The sequence below is a fragment of the Clostridia bacterium genome (assembly GCA_026414765.1).
Classification (GTDB): Bacteria; Bacillota; Clostridia; order Acetivibrionales; family DSM-27016; genus SKW86.
Genome location: JAOAIJ010000015.1, coordinates 113,469 through 131,646, shown reverse-complemented (window position 1 = coordinate 131,646; position 18,178 = coordinate 113,469). Strand labels below are relative to the sequence as shown.

General features: G+C 39.3%; 20 protein-coding genes and 1 tRNA gene. 3 read left to right on the top strand and 18 right to left on the bottom strand.

The annotated features are described in order from the left end of the window. Positions 1 to 304 precede the first annotated feature (304 nt). A complete protein-coding gene (locus N3I35_04425; GenBank protein MCX8129330.1) occupies positions 305 to 937 on the bottom strand; it encodes a Fic family protein in 633 nt (210 codons plus the stop codon). Positions 938 to 947: 10 nt separating this feature from the next. Then, positions 948 to 1,124, bottom strand: coding sequence for an antitoxin VbhA family protein (locus N3I35_04420; protein MCX8129329.1), 177 nt, complete (start codon positions 1,122 to 1,124; stop codon positions 948 to 950). A gap of 205 nt (positions 1,125 to 1,329) precedes the next feature. Between N3I35_04420 and N3I35_04415 the strand changes: the two genes are divergently transcribed. Then, a complete protein-coding gene (locus tag N3I35_04415; GenBank protein MCX8129328.1) occupies positions 1,330 to 1,668 on the top strand; it encodes a tyrosine-type recombinase/integrase in 339 nt (112 codons plus the stop codon). Between the two features lie 110 nt (positions 1,669 to 1,778). Further along, a complete protein-coding gene (locus N3I35_04410) occupies positions 1,779 to 2,597 on the top strand; it encodes a toll/interleukin-1 receptor domain-containing protein (GenBank protein MCX8129327.1) in 819 nt (272 codons plus the stop codon). A gap of 300 nt (positions 2,598 to 2,897) precedes the next feature. On the opposite strand, the gene N3I35_04405 is transcribed toward N3I35_04410, so the two are convergent. The 16 genes from N3I35_04405 to N3I35_04330 form a co-directional block, all read right to left on the bottom strand. Further along, positions 2,898 to 2,973: transfer RNA gene (locus N3I35_04405), tRNA-Pro, on the bottom strand. A 178-nt stretch (positions 2,974 to 3,151) separates the two neighbouring features. Continuing rightward, the gene (locus N3I35_04400) at positions 3,152 to 4,879 is read right to left on the bottom strand and encodes a GTP-binding protein (GenBank protein MCX8129326.1); all 1,728 of its coding nucleotides are present in this window, start codon (positions 4,877 to 4,879) and stop codon (positions 3,152 to 3,154) included. Positions 4,880 to 4,984: 105 nt separating this feature from the next. After that, complete coding sequence (locus N3I35_04395) at positions 4,985 to 5,785, bottom strand: sulfate adenylyltransferase subunit 2 (GenBank protein ID MCX8129325.1); 801 nt, start codon at positions 5,783 to 5,785, stop codon at positions 4,985 to 4,987. Between the two features lie 70 nt (positions 5,786 to 5,855). Then, positions 5,856 to 6,170 (bottom strand): ferredoxin family protein, encoded by a 315-nt coding sequence (locus N3I35_04390; protein MCX8129324.1) that lies wholly within the window; start codon positions 6,168 to 6,170, stop codon positions 5,856 to 5,858. Further along, complete coding sequence (locus N3I35_04385) at positions 6,154 to 7,842, bottom strand: adenylyl-sulfate reductase subunit alpha (GenBank protein ID MCX8129323.1); 1,689 nt, start codon at positions 7,840 to 7,842, stop codon at positions 6,154 to 6,156. The genes N3I35_04390 and N3I35_04385 overlap by 17 nt, the downstream gene beginning before the upstream one ends. A gap of 36 nt (positions 7,843 to 7,878) precedes the next feature. Continuing rightward, entirely contained in the window at positions 7,879 to 9,108 is a 1,230-nt protein-coding gene (locus N3I35_04380; GenBank protein ID MCX8129322.1) for an O-acetylhomoserine aminocarboxypropyltransferase/cysteine synthase, read from the bottom strand. Further along, the gene (locus N3I35_04375; GenBank protein MCX8129321.1) at positions 9,108 to 9,353 is read right to left on the bottom strand and encodes a sulfurtransferase TusA family protein; all 246 of its coding nucleotides are present in this window, start codon (positions 9,351 to 9,353) and stop codon (positions 9,108 to 9,110) included. The genes N3I35_04380 and N3I35_04375 overlap by 1 nt, the downstream gene beginning before the upstream one ends. Beyond that, positions 9,350 to 10,216, bottom strand: a complete 867-nt coding sequence (locus N3I35_04370) for a 4Fe-4S binding protein (protein ID MCX8129320.1) — start codon at positions 10,214 to 10,216, stop codon at positions 9,350 to 9,352. The genes N3I35_04375 and N3I35_04370 overlap by 4 nt, the downstream gene beginning before the upstream one ends. 71 nt (positions 10,217 to 10,287) lie before the next feature. Next, positions 10,288 to 10,698, bottom strand: coding sequence for a M67 family metallopeptidase (locus N3I35_04365; GenBank protein MCX8129319.1), 411 nt, complete (start codon positions 10,696 to 10,698; stop codon positions 10,288 to 10,290). Positions 10,699 to 10,772: 74 nt separating this feature from the next. Next, positions 10,773 to 11,588: a molybdopterin-synthase adenylyltransferase MoeB gene (gene moeB, locus N3I35_04360; protein ID MCX8129318.1), complete on the bottom strand. Its 816-nt coding sequence runs from the start codon at positions 11,586 to 11,588 to the stop codon at positions 10,773 to 10,775. Then, positions 11,585 to 11,794 (bottom strand): sulfur carrier protein ThiS, encoded by a 210-nt coding sequence (gene thiS / locus N3I35_04355; GenBank protein ID MCX8129317.1) that lies wholly within the window; start codon positions 11,792 to 11,794, stop codon positions 11,585 to 11,587. The genes moeB and thiS overlap by 4 nt, the downstream gene beginning before the upstream one ends. Positions 11,795 to 11,880: 86 nt before the next feature. Further along, positions 11,881 to 12,675 carry an ABC transporter permease gene (locus N3I35_04350; protein MCX8129316.1) on the bottom strand — a complete coding sequence of 265 codons (795 nt, stop codon included), beginning with the start codon at positions 12,673 to 12,675 and terminating at the stop codon, positions 11,881 to 11,883. Further along, the gene (locus tag N3I35_04345) at positions 12,587 to 13,426 is read right to left on the bottom strand and encodes an ABC transporter ATP-binding protein (protein ID MCX8129315.1); all 840 of its coding nucleotides are present in this window, start codon (positions 13,424 to 13,426) and stop codon (positions 12,587 to 12,589) included. The genes N3I35_04350 and N3I35_04345 overlap by 89 nt, the downstream gene beginning before the upstream one ends. Before the next feature lie 39 nt (positions 13,427 to 13,465). Beyond that, positions 13,466 to 14,506, bottom strand: a complete 1,041-nt coding sequence (locus N3I35_04340) for an aliphatic sulfonate ABC transporter substrate-binding protein (protein ID MCX8129314.1) — start codon at positions 14,504 to 14,506, stop codon at positions 13,466 to 13,468. Positions 14,507 to 14,855: 349 nt separating this feature from the next. After that, a complete protein-coding gene (locus N3I35_04335) occupies positions 14,856 to 16,148 on the bottom strand; it encodes a homocysteine synthase (protein MCX8129313.1) in 1,293 nt (430 codons plus the stop codon). 59 nt (positions 16,149 to 16,207) lie between these two features. Beyond that, a complete protein-coding gene (locus tag N3I35_04330) occupies positions 16,208 to 16,651 on the bottom strand; it encodes an RrF2 family transcriptional regulator (GenBank protein MCX8129312.1) in 444 nt (147 codons plus the stop codon). A gap of 157 nt (positions 16,652 to 16,808) precedes the next feature. On the opposite strand from N3I35_04330, the gene N3I35_04325 reads away from it, so the two are divergent. Then, entirely contained in the window at positions 16,809 to 18,167 is a 1,359-nt protein-coding gene (locus N3I35_04325) for a CCA tRNA nucleotidyltransferase (GenBank protein ID MCX8129311.1), read from the top strand. The last annotated feature ends 11 nt before the right edge of the window (positions 18,168 to 18,178 follow it).

Below are 18,178 nucleotides of genomic sequence, written 5' to 3'. Positions count from 1 at the left end.
CACGCCTCGTGCCTTCGCAGGTTCAAATCCACTGTATAAAAAATAAAAGCTTCGATATTGAATCGAAACTTTTGTTTTTTGGTCGGAGTGACAGGATTTGAACCTGCGGCTTCTTGGTCCCGAAATAAGAGCGATGAGTTTTATAATTGGGCGTAAAACTTTAAAAGCTTCCATTTAAGCAGCTTTTGAGATTTTCATGTTTATGTGAAGTTATTAAGATTCATTTAATTTATTTTCATGGGTGTAGAATAGGTGTAAAAATAATTGCCCTCTCCCCATCTCCAATAATTTCTAAAACCTATAGCTAAATCATTACCTTGGGTTTATTCTCTATAACCTTATATATGCATTGGGTCAATTCACACAGTTTTTTGTCCACAGAACGGATAAATGCGTTTAGAAGCTCGTTCTTATCAACTAAAGACCACTCAATGACATAACCACTTTTCAAAGCCATACATCTGTAATATTCACGAATCGCCCTTCCATTACCTTCTCTAAATGGGTGAATCATATTCAATTCAGAAAGATAATAAGCAGACCTTTCAGTAAAATCTTTAATATTTAGTCCTACCAGATATTTTTCTTGTTTCAGATTCTGCAATAGGGTGTTAAGGTTTTCAACTATAAACTTACAACTACAAAAGCATGTATAACCTTTGGTTATGTCCTCTTCCCTTATCTTACCGGCAAATGGATATAAGTCCTGAAAAATATGTTTGTGAATATTAAGTAAGTGAGTTAATCCAAAACGTCCTTTTAAAGGGTTTAAATGCAGTTCTGATAATCTGTGATATGTTAAATCGTTTTCCATTGCTAATAAAATATCAGGATTCCTTATGTTTAATTTATTAATATAAACTTCGGTATCCTGATAATGATATACAGACTGTATTGTGTCTTGTCTGTTGTATCTAGAAAACGGATTATACTCCATATTAATACACCTATACTCTTACATACTTAGCCTTTATTCTTCTTACTGCTTCTTTACTAGTAATCTTACCTTCAAGAAATTGGCGGTTTATATTAACTGCAGTTTTACTTGGCTTAAGACCCTCAATTGCAAGTGTCGCTGTAACGTTACTAATAATTTTATCTATATTGACATGCTTTCGCCTCATCAGAATACCTCCATAACTAACTAAAATCTTAATATTATTATACCACATTGCTTAGCTTTAATAAATCAAAAGTTCAAACAAAAAGTTTCTCGAAACGGTGAAAATTGATAAATATTACAACCGTTATTATGGTTCATATCTCCTAGAACTATATACATGTTTGAGACGTGGTAAACTTGTCGGTCTACGTTGGAAAGATGTAGATATGAAAAGCGGAAAAATCAAGGTAGTACAGCAATTAGTAAAAGTCGGCAGTAAGCATGTATTAAGAAAATTAAAAACTGAATCCTCACAAAATAGCATTATAGCTACACCAGATGAAGTAATAAAAGCTTTAAAAGAACATGTAAGATTTCACGATATGAGACATACTTTTGCCCTATTAAGCCTACAACAAGGTGTTGATATCAAAACTTTACAATCGGACTTAGGGCATGAAAGTATAGAAACTACACTTGATAAGTATGGGCATGTAAATGAAACTATGAAAAAAGATGCAGCAAATAAGAGAAGTATGTTATTAAAGGAGGTAACTAACAATTAAGCTCGAGAACTTGGCAAAATTTTGCATATAATCCCATTTTATGCTATAGTTAATATTATGTTTAATACTATTAATAACTAAAATTATAGACATATAATGGGGGAATAATTATGGAATCCACTTACATTTTTGAATTAAATTACGGTAAAAGACTTGATGAAAAACAATTTATCAAGGACATACTTAATAGATATAGTTCATCAAAACTAACAGGCGCAAACATTTTTGTTAACAACAATCCATATTCTTTCGAATTTTATCTTCATTTAACCTTTAAAGGAGTCTCGAATGAATTTGATGAATGGTTATATCAGAATTATCGAGAGAAAAAAATAAAGCACAATTATTTCCTTGGGGATATATTCAGTTCGATTGCAACAAAAGGATATAATGGGTGTGGATTAATAGGAAGTGATATGGTCGATTTTATTATAACAAGTGAACCAAACGGTATTTTTCTATTTCCAGATAAAAAAACAATGGATTCAACCTTTAGGGGCGGTCTAATAGAAAACGATTTTATAGTATTTTTATCACACTCAAGCAAAGATAAGCATACTGTCGATAGAATTTTTTATGAACTACAAAAATCAGAAATACGAGCTTGGTACGATAAGTATGAAATTGACCCAGGAGATAGCATAGTAGATAAAATTAATGATGGTTTAGCTAAAAGTGATGTTGGAATAATTCTTTTGTCAAAAAATTTCTTCAATCCAACTACTGGTTGGACTAAAAGCGAGATGAATTACTTTATACAAAAGAGAATGCAAGCTCATAAAAAAGAATTTGTTTGTGTTAATATAGATTTAAACCATGACGAATTACCTCCACTTATTCAAGAATATAGATATATTGATTTTAAACAAGATGATGCTATTAATCAGCTAATACAAATCATAAAAAAGAAATCAGTTCAAAGATATTAATAGAACATTAAAGGCTTATAACTTTCATTGGTACATTTTTGGTACATTTCCCCCATTTCTCCAACAAAAAAGCAAGGGTACAAAATCTGCAAACCCTTGCTTTTTCATATGGTCGGAGTGACAGGATTTGACCGTCTGCTTCGCTTCACTCGCATACTACCGCCTTGTCCTCACGGACTCGGCACACTCAGCTAAGAACGTGCATTTAGCACGTTTTCTACACGCCTCGTGCCTTCGCAGGTTCAAATCCACTGTATAAAAAAATAAAAGCTTCGATATTGAATCGAAACTTTTGTTTTTTGGTCGGAGTGACAGGATTTGAACCTGCGGCTTCTTGGTCCCGAACCAAGCGCGCTACCATCTGCGCTACACCCCGGTATTTGAAACATATAATATTTTACCAGCAAACATGCTATATAGGCAAGCGGCAATTTTATCATATATTTCTAAATACGTACCCTTTACAGTTATTTACTCTTTCAGCTTTTATTTTTCTCCATCTTCTCTATTATTCAATACTGTCAAAGCTAAGTACATAGCTTGATTTACAAATACTATATCTGATATTCGATATTGTTAGTTTCAGTGCTGTCAATAAATTTGATCCTCCGGTTTTTCTGTATATCATACCACTTATTCGCAAAAGCTGCTATTTTCTCTTTTTTCATCATGTCGAGAGATTTAAATTCCGCTTTAAATGCCTCAAATCTTTCACCAGAATCGACATTACTCTGAAAACCGTTAATATTAATAAGTGTCAGACCATTATACGTGTAATCTCCCAAATTTATAATATCACTTAGTCTTGAATTCCTGACAAGCGCAATTTTACCCGAATGCAAATCAATAATGTCAAAGCTTTCAGGGTAAGTATAGGTTTCACCCTCTACCGGAACTGCATCTCCTATTTCAAATGCCTTTGGATGAGCTGAAACTTTTTTTATAGTACCTTCAGATACTGTAAAGTAGTACTCATCAAAGCAGCTAATCGCAATTTCTGCGCCATCCTTTACAAATTTACTTGATGCCAGCATCGAAGCGCCCAGGCCGGATATTATCCCGCCACCGCTCACATCATAACCATCAACTAATACAAACCGTCCCGTATTCTGGTTATTTTTAAACTCATCAAAGCTTACTCTTTCCTTGGCTCTTATTGTTACCTCAGCAACATCATTTGTCTTGACTTCACTTGCGTTTTCAAGAGTTTCAAGGGTTGTGGCATCTATAACCTTACTTATGGAAACAACCTCACACTCAACTTCCTGTGTAACAAGCTTCAATTTGTACTTTTTGGATTTAGTCAAAGGACTTTTTCCCATCCAGAACAGGTTCACCTTAACCAGGTCCGAAGAAAGAGGAGCTGAATCCTTGTGGGTGATTATCTCTCCTCTTTTATTGAAAAACTCGTCTTCAACAGTTATTCCTACAGACATTCCTGCCCCAACCTCGTCCAGCTTATCTTTTTCCGCCCAGTATTCTATGGATTTTACTTTTGTTACCTTATTACTGGGTGAAATTAGTATTTCATCTCCTACCCTTAGCTTTCCTGATTCAATTCTGCCTGCAATTATCCTTCTGTTATCAAACTTGTAAACATCCTGTATGGGAAACCTTAAAGGCTTATCCTCAATGCCCTTATCCTTCTCAAAAAGGTCTATTGCTTCTAAAATTGCTTCTCCCTTGTACCAGGGCATCTTGTCTGACCTGGTGGTCATGTTTTCTCCCAAAAAGGCAGACAGTGGAATATACTTCAAAGGATAGACATTCAGGTTGTTCAAAAATTTATTCATTTCAAGCTTAATGCTGTTGAATTTCTCCTCGGAATAATCAATCAGATCCATCTTATTCACAACAACATATACTTTCTGTATTCCCAGAAGCGAAAGGATGTATCCATGTCTTTTGGATTGTTCCTGTACTCCCTCAAAGGCATCTATAATCAATAAAGCAGCTTCGGCATTTGCTGCACCTGATATCATGTTCTTTAAAAATTCCTTATGCCCGGGAGCATCAATTATCACATAATCCCTTTTCTCGGTAAAAAATTGGAGCTGGGTTGTATCTATGGTTATACCCTGTTTCTGCTCTTCTTCAAAAGCATCAAGAAGGTATGCATATTCAAAAGGTTTTCCTTTTTCCTTACAAGTTTTTTTTACTCTCTCAATCTTTCCTTCAGGGACAGACTTTGTATCATAGAGCAATCTACCTATAACAGTGGATTTACCATGGTCTACGTGGCCTACCACAACAATTTTTAAAACCTCACGGTTGTTTTCCATTTTGTTAACCTCCCTAAACATTTTGATAAACACAATTTGCAAAACTTAGAAATACTTCAGTAATACGGAGTACAACACAACTATACGGCCCTTATCCGCTTCAAATTACATATACCCGTCTTTACGAAGCTTCTGCATAGCATACGCATCTTCCTGATCCTGAGCTCTCCCTGCACGTTCGCTTACTTTTGTATTTTTCAATTCCTCAATAATTTGATCTATTGTTATTGCATTTGAATCAATTTTTCCTGTGCAGGGGGCACATCCAAGACTCCTGTATCTTTTTCCGTCTTTTGCATAGTAAAGGTCAACCAGGGGAATGTTTTCACGCCCTATATATGCCCATATGTCTATCTCATTCCAGTGAAGTATCGGATGTACACGTATATGGTTCCCTTTAGGGAAGTCGGTTTTAAACTGGTCCCACAACTCAGGAGGCTGATTTGTATAATCCCATTCCGAATCCTTGTTTCTCTCACTGAAAACACGTTCCTTTGAACGGGAACCCTCTTCATCTCTTCTGATTCCAAGGATTAGACCTTCAAACTCATACTTTGTCACCACCTGCTGAAGTCCATCGGTTTTTAACGCCTTACAGCAAACCAACCTGCCATGCTCAGGCCCCATACCTCCTTTGATAGCTTCTTCATTTATATGTACTATCAAATCCAGGTTGTACTCTTTTGCGATTTTGTCCCTGTACTGTATCATCTCAGGTATTTTGTAAGTAGTGTCAACATGGATGAATGGAAACGGGCAGTGTCCGAAAAATGCTTTTTTCGCCAACCATAGCAATACCGTAGAATCCTTTCCTATTGACCACAGCATTCCAAGCTTTCCGAATTTCTTATAAGCTTCTCTTAATATAAAAATACTTTGTGCTTCCAACCTGTCCAAATGATCCATTTTTAATCCCCCTTAGGAAAAATTTAAAATATACTGAACTGCAATGTTAAACGCTTATCGCCACTCTCTGTCAATACTTGTTTGATTCTTTTTGATTTATAGTAATTACCTCTACCTCCCCGCCCGGCCTTATAATATGCCAGTGGAGCAAATCCTTCTCCCGCTTTATATGCAGAGTAGACCCCTTACCACCTATATCCGCTCCTAAAAAATACCTGATTGCCCCTGTCCTGCACTCTTTCAAACAAGCAGTACAGCCCCAGCAGTCCTTTGGAAATCTGATATAGGCTTTGTCCTCACCGTCTTTACTGATGAGGCTTCCGGGACAAACACCACTGCATCTGCCGCACCCTACGCACTTATCCTTCTCAATCCTTATGCTCATAAACCTCATCCTTCTTTACCAGGTCTCTGAAAATGACCTTTATTTCTCCGTTTTCATAACGTGAGTTGACATATTTCATCCAGTTAACATCGTCCTTCTCCGGATAATCGGTGTTTTCCTGGAAGCTGCGCCATCTGGTTTCCTTCCTTTCCTCCAAATGCCTTATAAGCACCTTGCATACATAAAGACGGTCAATAACTTCGTAAATGTGCATTAATTGGTGCAAGTCACTTGCCCTCAATCCCTTACTCAACTCCAAAAGTTCATCAATTCTGCCTTTTGCTAATCTAAGCTTTGCAGAATTATAAGCGTAGCCTGTAGAAATACCGCCTGCATAGGTATCCATTGTCTTTTGCATCGCATCTTCAATTTCTTCCGGGCTGAACGGACTTTCCGCACCATCCACAAAGCTGTTTATTTCCTGGAGTTTTGCATCTATATTACTTAAATCCGGTATTTCCTTCTCTTTATGAACTATATAATCCAGTGCAGCCACAGCTGCTATTTCTCCTTCTACAAAACAGCCTGTTACGTATTTTTGTGGACTTCCCCCGGCAACATCCCCTGCAGCAAATAATCCTTCAAGGGTTGTGGTTCTGTTTATGTCTACCCAATAGCCGCTTGAAGTATGCCCACCTACTATATATGGCTCAGAACCTTCTATCTCTACATTTTCTTCTGACGGTCCCTTACCGCTTTCCAGCCATCTTAGGGTTTGTGCCGGCGCCATATTCAAATACGCCTTCAGCAGTTCAGCTTCCTGTTCCTTCGGTGTCCCGGCTGTTTTCAGATAGCAGGGACCTCTTCCCTCCCTGTTTTCCATAACGGTTGAATATAAGCGAATAGGCGTGCCGGGCCTGCCATACTGTTTTTCATATTCATTTCCTTCACTGTTTACCTGAGGTGCTCCTACTCCCTGCGCAATTGTACCTGTAGGTGCAATGGTATCTTTGCATCTCAATGCAATAAACCTCATTTCAAAGGTTGTCATTTCTGCTCCTGCCCTTATTCCCATTGCATATCCTGAACCGGTATTAAAAGGAGGATACCACATCTTATGTCTGGAAAACCCGGGATTGTTAGGTTTGTATAATCCGGCCGCTCCACCAGTTGCACATATTACAGCCTTTGAGTTGATTACATACAAGACACCCTCATCAAGTGAAAACCCGTATGCCCCTATCACTTTATTGTTATTTACAAGATAATCAATGATGTTTACACGGTTCAGCACCCGGACATTCGGAAACTTTCCTACTGCATCCGCCAGAATAGGCTTAATATTTTCACCGTTTATTTTTATGTTCCTTCTGCCTCTGGCAGCATACTCGCCATTGGAATTCTTCAAAATCACAAGGCCCAAGCTTTCCATCTTTTCAGTAACTCTATTCAGACCTTTAGACATGGAGTAGACCAGGTCTTCTCTTATCAAGCCCTCCGAATCATTTTTTACATATTCCAGATAGGACTCCGGTGTTTCGCCGTTGACAATATAGGCGTTCAGTGCATTCACTCCTGCTGCAAGACAGCCGCTTCTTTTTATGTTGGCCTTTTCCGCTATTATCACTTTAGCATCGGATTTCTCTGCTATAGTTATTGCTGCATAACAGCCCGCCGTACCGCCGCCTATTATAAGAACATCTGTCTCCAATACTTTAGCTTCAAGTTTCATACTGATCACACAACTTTCCTTTTGGTTATCTGCCTGCTAAATCCTGCTTAACGCCTGGCCAAAATCCTCAATGATGTCTTCAATATCCTCCAACCCGGTGCTGATTCTTATCATATCTTCATAAACACCCATGTTTTCCTTCTCTTCCACACTGTTTGATGCATATATTGTTGATGCAGGGTGTATGACAAGAGTTCTCACGTCACCGATATTTGCCAGATTAGAGACATACTTGAGGCTGTTAATAACTTTAAAAGCCTTTTCCTTTGAACCCAATCTTATAGTGAGTATACCCCCAAATCTGCCTCCAAATTGTTTTTTTGCAATCCCACTATATTCACTGCTTTCCAGACCCGGATAATTCACTGCCTCAACTTTGCTGTTTTGATTCAGATTCTCTGCCAGCCTCAGCGCGTTTTCACATATCTTATCCATACGTAGTCCCAAGGTTTCCAGTCCTATACCGGTCAGATACGCGTTAAAAGGGGAAATACATGCACCAAAGTCCTTGAACAGGCTTTTTCTAAGCCTAGCTGCATATACAAAATGTCCGAATTTTTTATATGGTTCCAGTGAAGTATATTTTTTGAAATCCCATTTGAATCTGCCACCGTCTACTATAATTCCACCTATGGAATTACCACTGCCGTTTATATATTTAGATGTCGAGTGGATTACAATGTCAGCCCCCAGCTTTATAGGCTTCACCAGATAAGGTGTAGTAACTGTATTATCAACAACAAGTGGTATTCCGCTCTTTTGTGCAAGTTCTGAAACCTGGGCTATATCAGGTACATCCAGCTTTGGATTTCCGATGGTCTCAATAAAAATCAGGCGTGTCCTTTCATTGATACATTGTTCAAAACTCTCTATACTGTTATCCTTAACATATCTGGCGATGATGCCAAAATCCTCAAGCCCCTTGAATAATGAATAAGTTCCGCCGAATATTCCGCTGCCTGACACAATCTCATCGCCACTTCTAAGAATATTCAGCATTGCAAGAGCAACGGCAGCCATCCCGGAAGAACAGGCAACTGAAGTAACCCCTCCTTCAAGAAAGGCTATCCGTCTTTCAAAAGCTTCAATTGTAGGATTGTTTATTCTCGTATATATGAAACCCGGGGCATTTCCGGCAAAAATACTTTCCAATTCTTCTGCGGTACCATGTCTGAATGACGAAGACTGGTATATAGGTGTGGTAGTTGCTCCCGTCTTCTCTTCAGATGTAAAATTTCCGTGTAAAAGAGATGTATTAAACCGCATCACAGCACACCCTTTTCAACAAAAATAGTGTATGTCCCATCCTCGTTGTTATTTACCCTGACGACCTTATGCCCTTCTTCCTTCAGGCTCCTTGGTACATTTTGTATAGGTTCTCCCTCATTCATCTTAATCTCCAGCACCTGTCCGTCTGCCAACTCTTCTATTGCAACCTTTGTTTTAACAAAGGTAATGGGACAAACTACATCGGTAATATCTACATATGCATCAGCTTTGATATCGCTCATTTTAAGGCTTCCTCCAATTCTTTGGAAAGCAGATCCCAGCCTACACGATCAAGAGTGTTTCTGAATCTTTCACTGGGCTTTGCATGCTTTTTGAAAAATCCCAGCGTAGCTTCAATAATCACATGAAGTTTTTCCTTTCCAAAAATTATTGGTAAAAGCTGCTTCCCTATTGCAATCCTATTTCCAAACAAACCGCCAAAATATACAATGAATCCGCTTTTGCCTTTCCATGCCTCTACCGGACAAGCTTTAACACATTTACCACAGTATATACAGCTGCTTTCCTCAAACTGAAGCTTCTTTTCACTTCTTTGTACTTTGATTGCATTAGTTGGACACACAGCTTCACATAGCCCGCAGTAACTGCATTTACTTTCTATCCACGAGGGCATCATTCCGCCCTTGACACCCAGATCGTTCTCTTCCGCTTTCAGACAGTTGTTACGGCAGCCTGTAATCCCAAGCTTAAATTTGTGAGGCAGCTCCCTTGCATAATACAATTTGTCAAACTCTTCTGCCAGCCCGGTTGTGTCTATCAGACCGCTGGGACAAATTCCATTTCCCTGGCACGCTGTTATTGTCCTTACTCTCGGACCACAAGCTCCCGGCTGTAAACCAGCTGAAGATAGTTCAACTCTGACAGCTTCAACATCCTCAAGCTTAATAAAAGGTATTTCCATGCTCTGTCTTGAAGTCATGTGAACATATCCCTGTCCGTATTTTTCTGCAATCTCATACACCTTTTTTAGCTGTTCAGTCTGTATCTGTCCACCTACTATACGCAATCTGAGAGAAAAGCGGTCTTTCTGAACCTGCTTCATAAATCCGCCTTTTTTCAATTCCTTATAATCTGCCTGTGCCAAACTACATTCCTCCCCTAATCAGGAACCGCCATATATATCACCTGACAATTCCCTGCTGTTTTCTTGTATGTCTATATAATCTTTATATCCTCTTCCTGCACCACTGCTGCTCTTATCCGGAAGCTTTTGAGTACCGGATTCCCTATATCAGCCAATGAAATTATCAGGTAACTTGCCTCAGGGTCAAAAGCTAATCTCTTGTCTTCTTCGGAAGGCCGTGATGGTGAAGCTGGGTGGCTGTGGAAATTCCCAAGCATTTTCCAGCCATTATTCCGCATATCCTTTACCGCAGCAAACTGCTCCTTTGGATCCATGGAAAAATGCTCAGGGCTATTATCGGCATTTGTAAGCAAATATACTTTTTCTACAACCTTGCTACCATCTTCTATCCTTCCACCAATCAGTCCACAAGCCTCATTAGGTAACGCTTTCAATGAATGATCCAATATTTCTTTGAATTGAGCTCTTTTTATAATAATCATACAAGTACCTCTCTGTCTGACCCTCACCTTGTATTTTCCATATCCCCCGCCTGATTTTAGCAGAGGGATCAGGGTCAATGATTCTTCAAATCACATGCTGCCTGTTCATAGTCGATCAGCGATGTAATGGTTGGGTTATCTCCACAAACCTGGCAACTTTTCCTCACAGGCAATTTTACTTTTCTGAACTCCATCTTCAGAGAATCATATGTGAGTAAATTCCCTGTCAGCAAATCACCGATACCCAGCACATACTTTATGGCTTCCGTAGCCTGTATTGTTCCTATAATCCCCCCCATGACACCAAGTACGCCTGCCTGCTTGCATGTAGGCACTGCATCTGGAGGCGGGGGATTTTGAAACACACATCTGTAGCAAGGCCCCCGCCCTGGGACAAAAGTCATGGTCTGCCCCTGAAACCTTATTATGCCTGCATGTGAGAATGGCTTGCCTGTAAGAACGCAGGCATCATTTATAAGAAACTTTGCAGGAAAATTATCAGTACCGTCTATGATGAAATCATAATCCTTATCCTTAATGATATCCTTGATATTTGAGGCGCTTACCCATTCCTGATATGTAACAACAGCTACATCAGGATTCATCTCATTTATAGTTTCCCTACCTGACACAACCTTAGGCTTTCCTACATCTTTAGTCAAATGTATTATCTGCCTTTGGAGATTTGACAGTTCTACAGCATCAAAATCCACAAGACCTATCGTTCCGGTCCCGGCTGCTGCAAGAAACATTGCCGCGGGTGCTCCGAGTCCTCCCGTACCTATTATAAGCACTTTTGAGTTCAGCAGCTTTTTCTGCCCCTTTACTCCAACTTCCTTGAGTATTATATGTCTGGAGTACCTCTCCAACTGCTCATTGGAAAAACTCATACAGCACCTCCACCCATAAAGTACAGAAACTCAACTACATCATTTTGCTTGACCGTAATTGTCCCGAAATCATCCCTGGAAACAAATTCATCATTGATCTGAACTGTAACATAGTCCTGCATTTCCACTTTTTGCACAATTAACAGTTCATTTACCGTAATTTCCTTTTCAAGCTCTACAACATTTCCGTTCACTTTAATTTTCATCGTTCTCACTCCATAAAATATTTTATAATATTCAAACTACAATCACTTCTATTACGTAAAGTACTGTTATAGATTCCGGCTTCCTGTCAAGCTTTATCCAATCCCCACCTGTGTCTTATGCTTAGTTCCGCTTTCCCGAACACCAGCTTGTCAACAACAAGTCCCAACACTATGATAACAACCATAACCGCCATTACCTGGCTGATGTCAGCAAGATCTCTTCCAACCATCAGCACCTGTCCCAGACCTTTTGTAGCAGACAGCATCTCGCCTGCCATCAATGCTCTCCAGGCAAAAGACCACCCCTGTTTCATACCTGAAACCACGCTTGGCAGACTTGCAGGAATAATAACATTCCAATATATTTTCATCCCACTTGCCCCCATGGTTTTTGAAGCTCTGACAAATAGCGGATTCACGTTCTTAATACCGGACTCTATTGCTATTGAAATAGCGAAAGTGGAACCAATGGCTATAACAAAAATAATTGCACTTTCACTCAAACCAAACCACAGTATTGAAAAAGGCAGCCAGCATATGCTCGGAAGTGTCTGGAGACCCAGAATCAAGGCGCTGAAGTTTTCATCCAGGTATTTATAGCGCACTACGGTAAGCCCTATAGCAATACCGATAATCAATGAAATCGCATACCCTATGATTATTCTCTTCATACTTGCCAGCACTGCAATTCCAAGTGTATTATCAGAAACCAGACTTGCCAATGTTTTAGCTACATCAACCGGAGAAGGAAAAGTATAGGGTTTCCAAAATCCGATAATATCTACTCCTGCTTTATAGACCAACTCCCATATCACTATCAGTATTATGTAGAATAATATCCTTTTCGATATTCCAATCATTGTCGTATTCAGCTTTTGCAACCTTTTCCACCTCCTCTTTCAACTCCTTCATTATGGCTGCTGCCATATATGTCAAGTCAATGCTTTCTACCTGTCTGGGTCTGGCAATCTGTATATCAAATACCTTTTTTACTCTTCCGGGGTTTGCCGACATCACTATTACTCTGTCAGCCAGCAATACGGCTTCTTCTACATTATGAGTCACAAAAACTATGGTTTTCTTGGTTTCCCACCATATCTGCTGCACTTCCTGCTGCAATATGCTTTTAGTCTGACTGTCCAAAGCCGCGAAGGGTTCATCCATCAAGAGTACATCCGAATCCAGTGTAAGGGCTCTGGCCAATGCAACCCTCTGCTTCATCCCCCCCGACAATTCATGTATATATGAATTCTGAAACTTTGTCAGGTGCACCATCTTCAGATATCTCAATGCTCTCTCCCTGCGCTCCCCCTTAGGTATACCTGCCATTTTCATACCGAATTCCACATTATCAACAACTCTTAGCCATGGAAACAAAGCAGATTCCTGAAACATAACTGCTCTATCTGGTCCTGCACCTTTCACTTCATTTCCATTCAGCAGGACTTTTCCGTGTGAAGCCATCTCCAATCCCGCAATTATGTTCAGAAGTGTGGATTTGCCACACCCTGAGGGACCCAAAAGGCAAATAAACTCACCTTTCTTAAACTCCAGACTCACATTATCCAGGGTATGAGTCTTCTTATGCTTTGAAACAAATTGTTTGCTTACTCTATCAATTATCAGGCTCAAACAATACACCTCTTTTGATATTTTTCAATGCTTATTCAATCAACCGACCTCAGAAAGACCCTTTTCTTTTAGTACTTTATTAAGGATTTCGAGATTGAAAATATTCTTGATCTCCGGTCTTTGTCTTAAAAAGCCATTTTCCACAGAAAGGTCGACAAATCCTATTACAGAGTCCTTCTCAGGGCTATATGTAACTGTCAGTCTTTTAAAGGATTCATCAAGAATATCCTTTGAAAGGGGTTTTTTAGTGAGCAATTCAATCTGAGCGTTTACCGTTTGTTTTGCCGTATCAATGTTTTTATTTATATATTCTGTAAGTTCTACATGTGCCTTGATGAATTTTTCTACCAAATCCGGATATTCTTCAAGAAATGCTGTTCTGACTACTACAACAGCTGTAGAATATTCCCCTCCCCTCCATATCCGGTTGAAATCCAGGACCACTTTTGCGCCTACTTCCTTAATCAATCTGGAACCCCATGGTTCTGGCACCAATGCAGCATCGATATCACCTTTATCCAGCAGGATTTTTATATCCGGGTTATCAGCTTGTCGGATTTCGACATCTCCACCTTTTGCTGCATCTCTCAACCCGTTTTCTTTCAGAAGATTTCTCAGTGATAGGTCTTGTGTGTTTCCAAACTGTGGAACCGCAACCTTTTTACCGCTTAATTCCTTGACATTCCTTATCGTCAAATCCCTTCTGGAAACCAGTATAGCTCCTGCATTGGTAGCCCCTGCCACTATCTGAAGCTCTCCTTTTGACCTCGAATATCCGTTTATTGCCGGTCCGGGTCCTATGTACCCAATATCTACTTCACCAGCAAAAAATGCTTCAATCTCTGCTGGTCCTGCGTTAAATACCTTCCATTCAATTTTGTTATCCTCACCGATTGCTTTTTGAAACTGTCCTTCAGCTCTGCCTATCAGAGCTTGTGAATGAGTTATGTTTGGAAAATGCGCAACCCTTACTGCTGAGTTTTTACTCTCCTTTTTGGAAGAACATGCAGTGAAAACACCTGATATATAAATCAACAGTAGTAAAATCGAAATCCTCCGCACTAATCCGGTTTTTTTCATTCTATCCCTCCTAATATAATTATTCCTATCAACTTACTGGGTATTAGTGTATTTTTTTACCCTCACTCTATAATGTTCTGTGAGGGTTGCAGGTCAAATGCTTTTTACTCTCAACTTATAAATTAGTAATTTGCTTTAATCAAGATTTATTAGCAATACTCATATGTTTATTCCTAGTATTCCGATGTGCATTGTGAACTTAATATTATTTTATTCGGTCATCTAAATTTTGTCAATGCAATTTGAGCATATTTTTGCATTAATATTTATTTACTAAACGCTTACTAAAACTAACCAGGACAATATGTTAGATAAGAGTGGAGAAAACATTCTCCACTCTTATCTATGATTATCCCTTTGTAGCTTTATTCAATGCCTGATCCAGATCATAAATCAAATCATCTGCATCTTCAATACCTATGGAAAGTCTTATCTGGTCAGGAGACACACCTGCTGTTCTTTGTTCTTCTTCGCTTAATTGTGAGTGAGTGGTGCTTGCCGGGTGTATTACTAATGATTTAGCATCGGCAACATTTGCAAGCAGTGAGAAAATTTCCAGATTATTGATAAATTTCTTTGCTGCCTCAATCCCGCCCTTTATGCCGAAAGTGAATATAGAGCCTGCTCCCTTTGGGAGGTATTTTTCTGCCAGTTCATAATATTTATTCCCCTTAAGACCCGGATAGTTAACCCATGACACACTTGGATGCTTTTGAAGGAATTCTGCTACCTTCTTTGCATTTGATACATGTCTTTCAACTCTGAGTGACAGTGTTTCCAATCCCTGCAGAAGAAGGAATGAATTAAACGGGCTTATTGCCGCTCCCGTATCCCTGAGAAGCTGAACTCTCGCTTTAATTATATATGCTATGGCCCCCACCGCTTCGACATACTTTACTCCATGATAGCTAGGGTCCGGCTCAGTCAAACCGGGAAACTTTCCACTTCCTGCCCAGTCAAAATTACCCGCGTCAACAATGACTCCCCCTATTGATGTCCCGTGTCCGCCTATAAACTTTGTTGCTGAGTGAACTACTATATCTGCTCCAAACTCAATAGGCTTGATTAAGTAAGGAGTTCCAAAGGTGTTATCAATAATTAAAGGTATTTTGTTATCATGCGCAATCTTTGCAACTGCTTCTATATCAATTATGTTTATGCCCGGATTCCCGATGGACTCTATATATACTGCCTTTGTTCTATCATTTATTGCTTTCCTGAAATTCTCCGGTTCATCCGGATTCACAAAAATAGTCTTAATTCCAAGCTTGGGTAAAGTTACAGCGAAGAGATTGTATGTCCCTCCGTACAAAGTACTGGCCGCTACGATTTCATCTCCCGACTCTGCTATGTTCAGTATGGCATAAGTAATTGCCGCTGATCCTGAAGCAACCGCAAGTGCAGCTTTTCCACCTTCCAGTGCCGCTATCCTCTGTTCAAATACATCATTGGTAGGATTCATAATTCTGGTGTAGATATTGCCAAACTCTTTTAATGCAAAAAGGTTTGCTGCATGATCAGTATTGTTAAATACATAAGATGTTGTCTGATAGATAGGTACTGCTCTTGATCCTGTTGTTGGGTCAGGTTTCTGTCCTGCATGCACCTGTAGGGTGTCAAATTTTAGTTGTCTTTCACTCATTTTAACCGCTCCTTTATTATTTATTTTTCCTATATGTTTAGTATGATTTTGCATAAAAATCAAATATAAAACATGAAATTGTCCGAACCATTCATTCGTTTATACTCTTCAGCCATATCTTCCAGTGTAATTGAATCAACAATGTCATTAATGCTTTCGTTCAATCTCTTCCATACTTTTATATTTAAGCAATGTTGGATACTATTCTCAGACCCGTTTTCTTCCTCATCCATAACTACTGACAGGTCACCCTCAAGGGCCCTCAATATTGAACCTACTGTTATAGTAGCCGGAGTGTCCGACAGAGTATATCCCCCTTGAGCACCCTTCACACTTTTTACAAGCCCTGCTTTTCTGAGTACAGAGAAGACCTGCTCCAGATAATTCATCGAGATGTCCTGCCGCTCTGCAATTGTATTTAAAGGTACATGTTCACCCTTAGAGTTTGCTGCGATGTCTACCATCGCTCTCAAGCCATACCTTCCCTTAGTGGAGATTTTCATATTTGTCACTCCAATTCCCAGTATTCCTATAAGATTAATACAATAATACTATGTTTTAGCAAGTTTTGTCAAGAGAATTATTATGATTTGCTTTAAGCGATTTCATAAATAGGGTAAAATAAATATATTGAATTCCGACTAGGCAGGAGGTTTTTTTTTGATACGCAAACTTGGAGCTTCCAGAAGTATCAGCATACCCGCAGCACCTCTCTCTATAATTGATACGCTTAATCAAAACGGCTACGAGGCCTACGTAGTAGGTGGATGCGTAAGGGACAGCATTTTAGGTGTAAAACCGAAGGATTGGGATATAGCAACCAGCGCCAAACCTGATGAGATAAAAAAGGTATTCAATAAAACCATAGATACCGGAATACAACACGGGACAGTTACTGTAGTAATAAAAGGAGAGAATTTCGAAGTAACCACTTACCGGGTAGATGGCGAATATGCCGACAGCAGAAGGCCTAAATCCGTCAGTTTCACATCTTCCCTTAAAGATGATTTAAGCCGCAGGGATTTTACCGTAAACGCTATAGCCTATCACCCGGAAAAAGGTTTTGCAGACCCTTTCAATGGTATGGAAGATATAAAGGAATGTGTGATTCGCTGCGTTGGTGATGCAGGTGAAAGATTCCGTGAAGACGCATTGAGGATGCTTCGGGCAATACGCTTTTCAGCCCAACTGAATTTTTCAATTGATGCGCTTACACATAAAGCAATAGAGGACCACAACGGTCTGATACGGAATATCAGTCAGGAAAGAATAAGGGAGGAGCTAACTAAACTTTTACTTTCCGAATACCCGGAAAGATTTCTATTACTATACCGGACATACCTATTGAAGCACATATTGCCTGAATTTGAACCCTGTTTTTTAACAAAGCAGAATAACCCGTATCATATATATTCTGTGGCAGAACACACTATAAAAGCTGTAGCCAGCATAAGACAGACCCCTGTACTCAGGTGGACCATGCTTCTTCATGATTTAGGGAAACCGCTTACCAAAACAACTGATGAAAAAGGGATTGACCACTTTTACGGCCACCCTGATAAAAGTTTTCATATAGCTCAAAAGATTTTATACAGGCTTAGGTTTGATAAAAAAACAATTGATAAGGTTTGCAGGCTGGTTAAGCTCCATGACAGACCAATTGAACTTACATGCAATGCTGTAAGGAAAGCTGTTTACTCGGTAGGAGATGATATTTTCCCGGAGCTTTTGGAAGTGAAGGAAGCTGACTATAAAGCACAAAACCCCGACTTTCTGATCAAGAGGTTGGAGAAAATCAGCATAATAAGGAGTATGTACAATAATATAAAACAAGAAAATCAATGCTTCAGCCTCAACAATCTGGCTGTTAACGGAAATATACTCAAGCAGGAAGGCTTTAAGGAAGGGAAGGAAATAGGAAATATACTGAAAAGACTATTGGATGCTGTCATAGATGATCCTGAACTGAATGAAAAGGAAAAATTATTGGAACTTGTCAGACGCATGCCGCGGCAATAAATCATAAATCA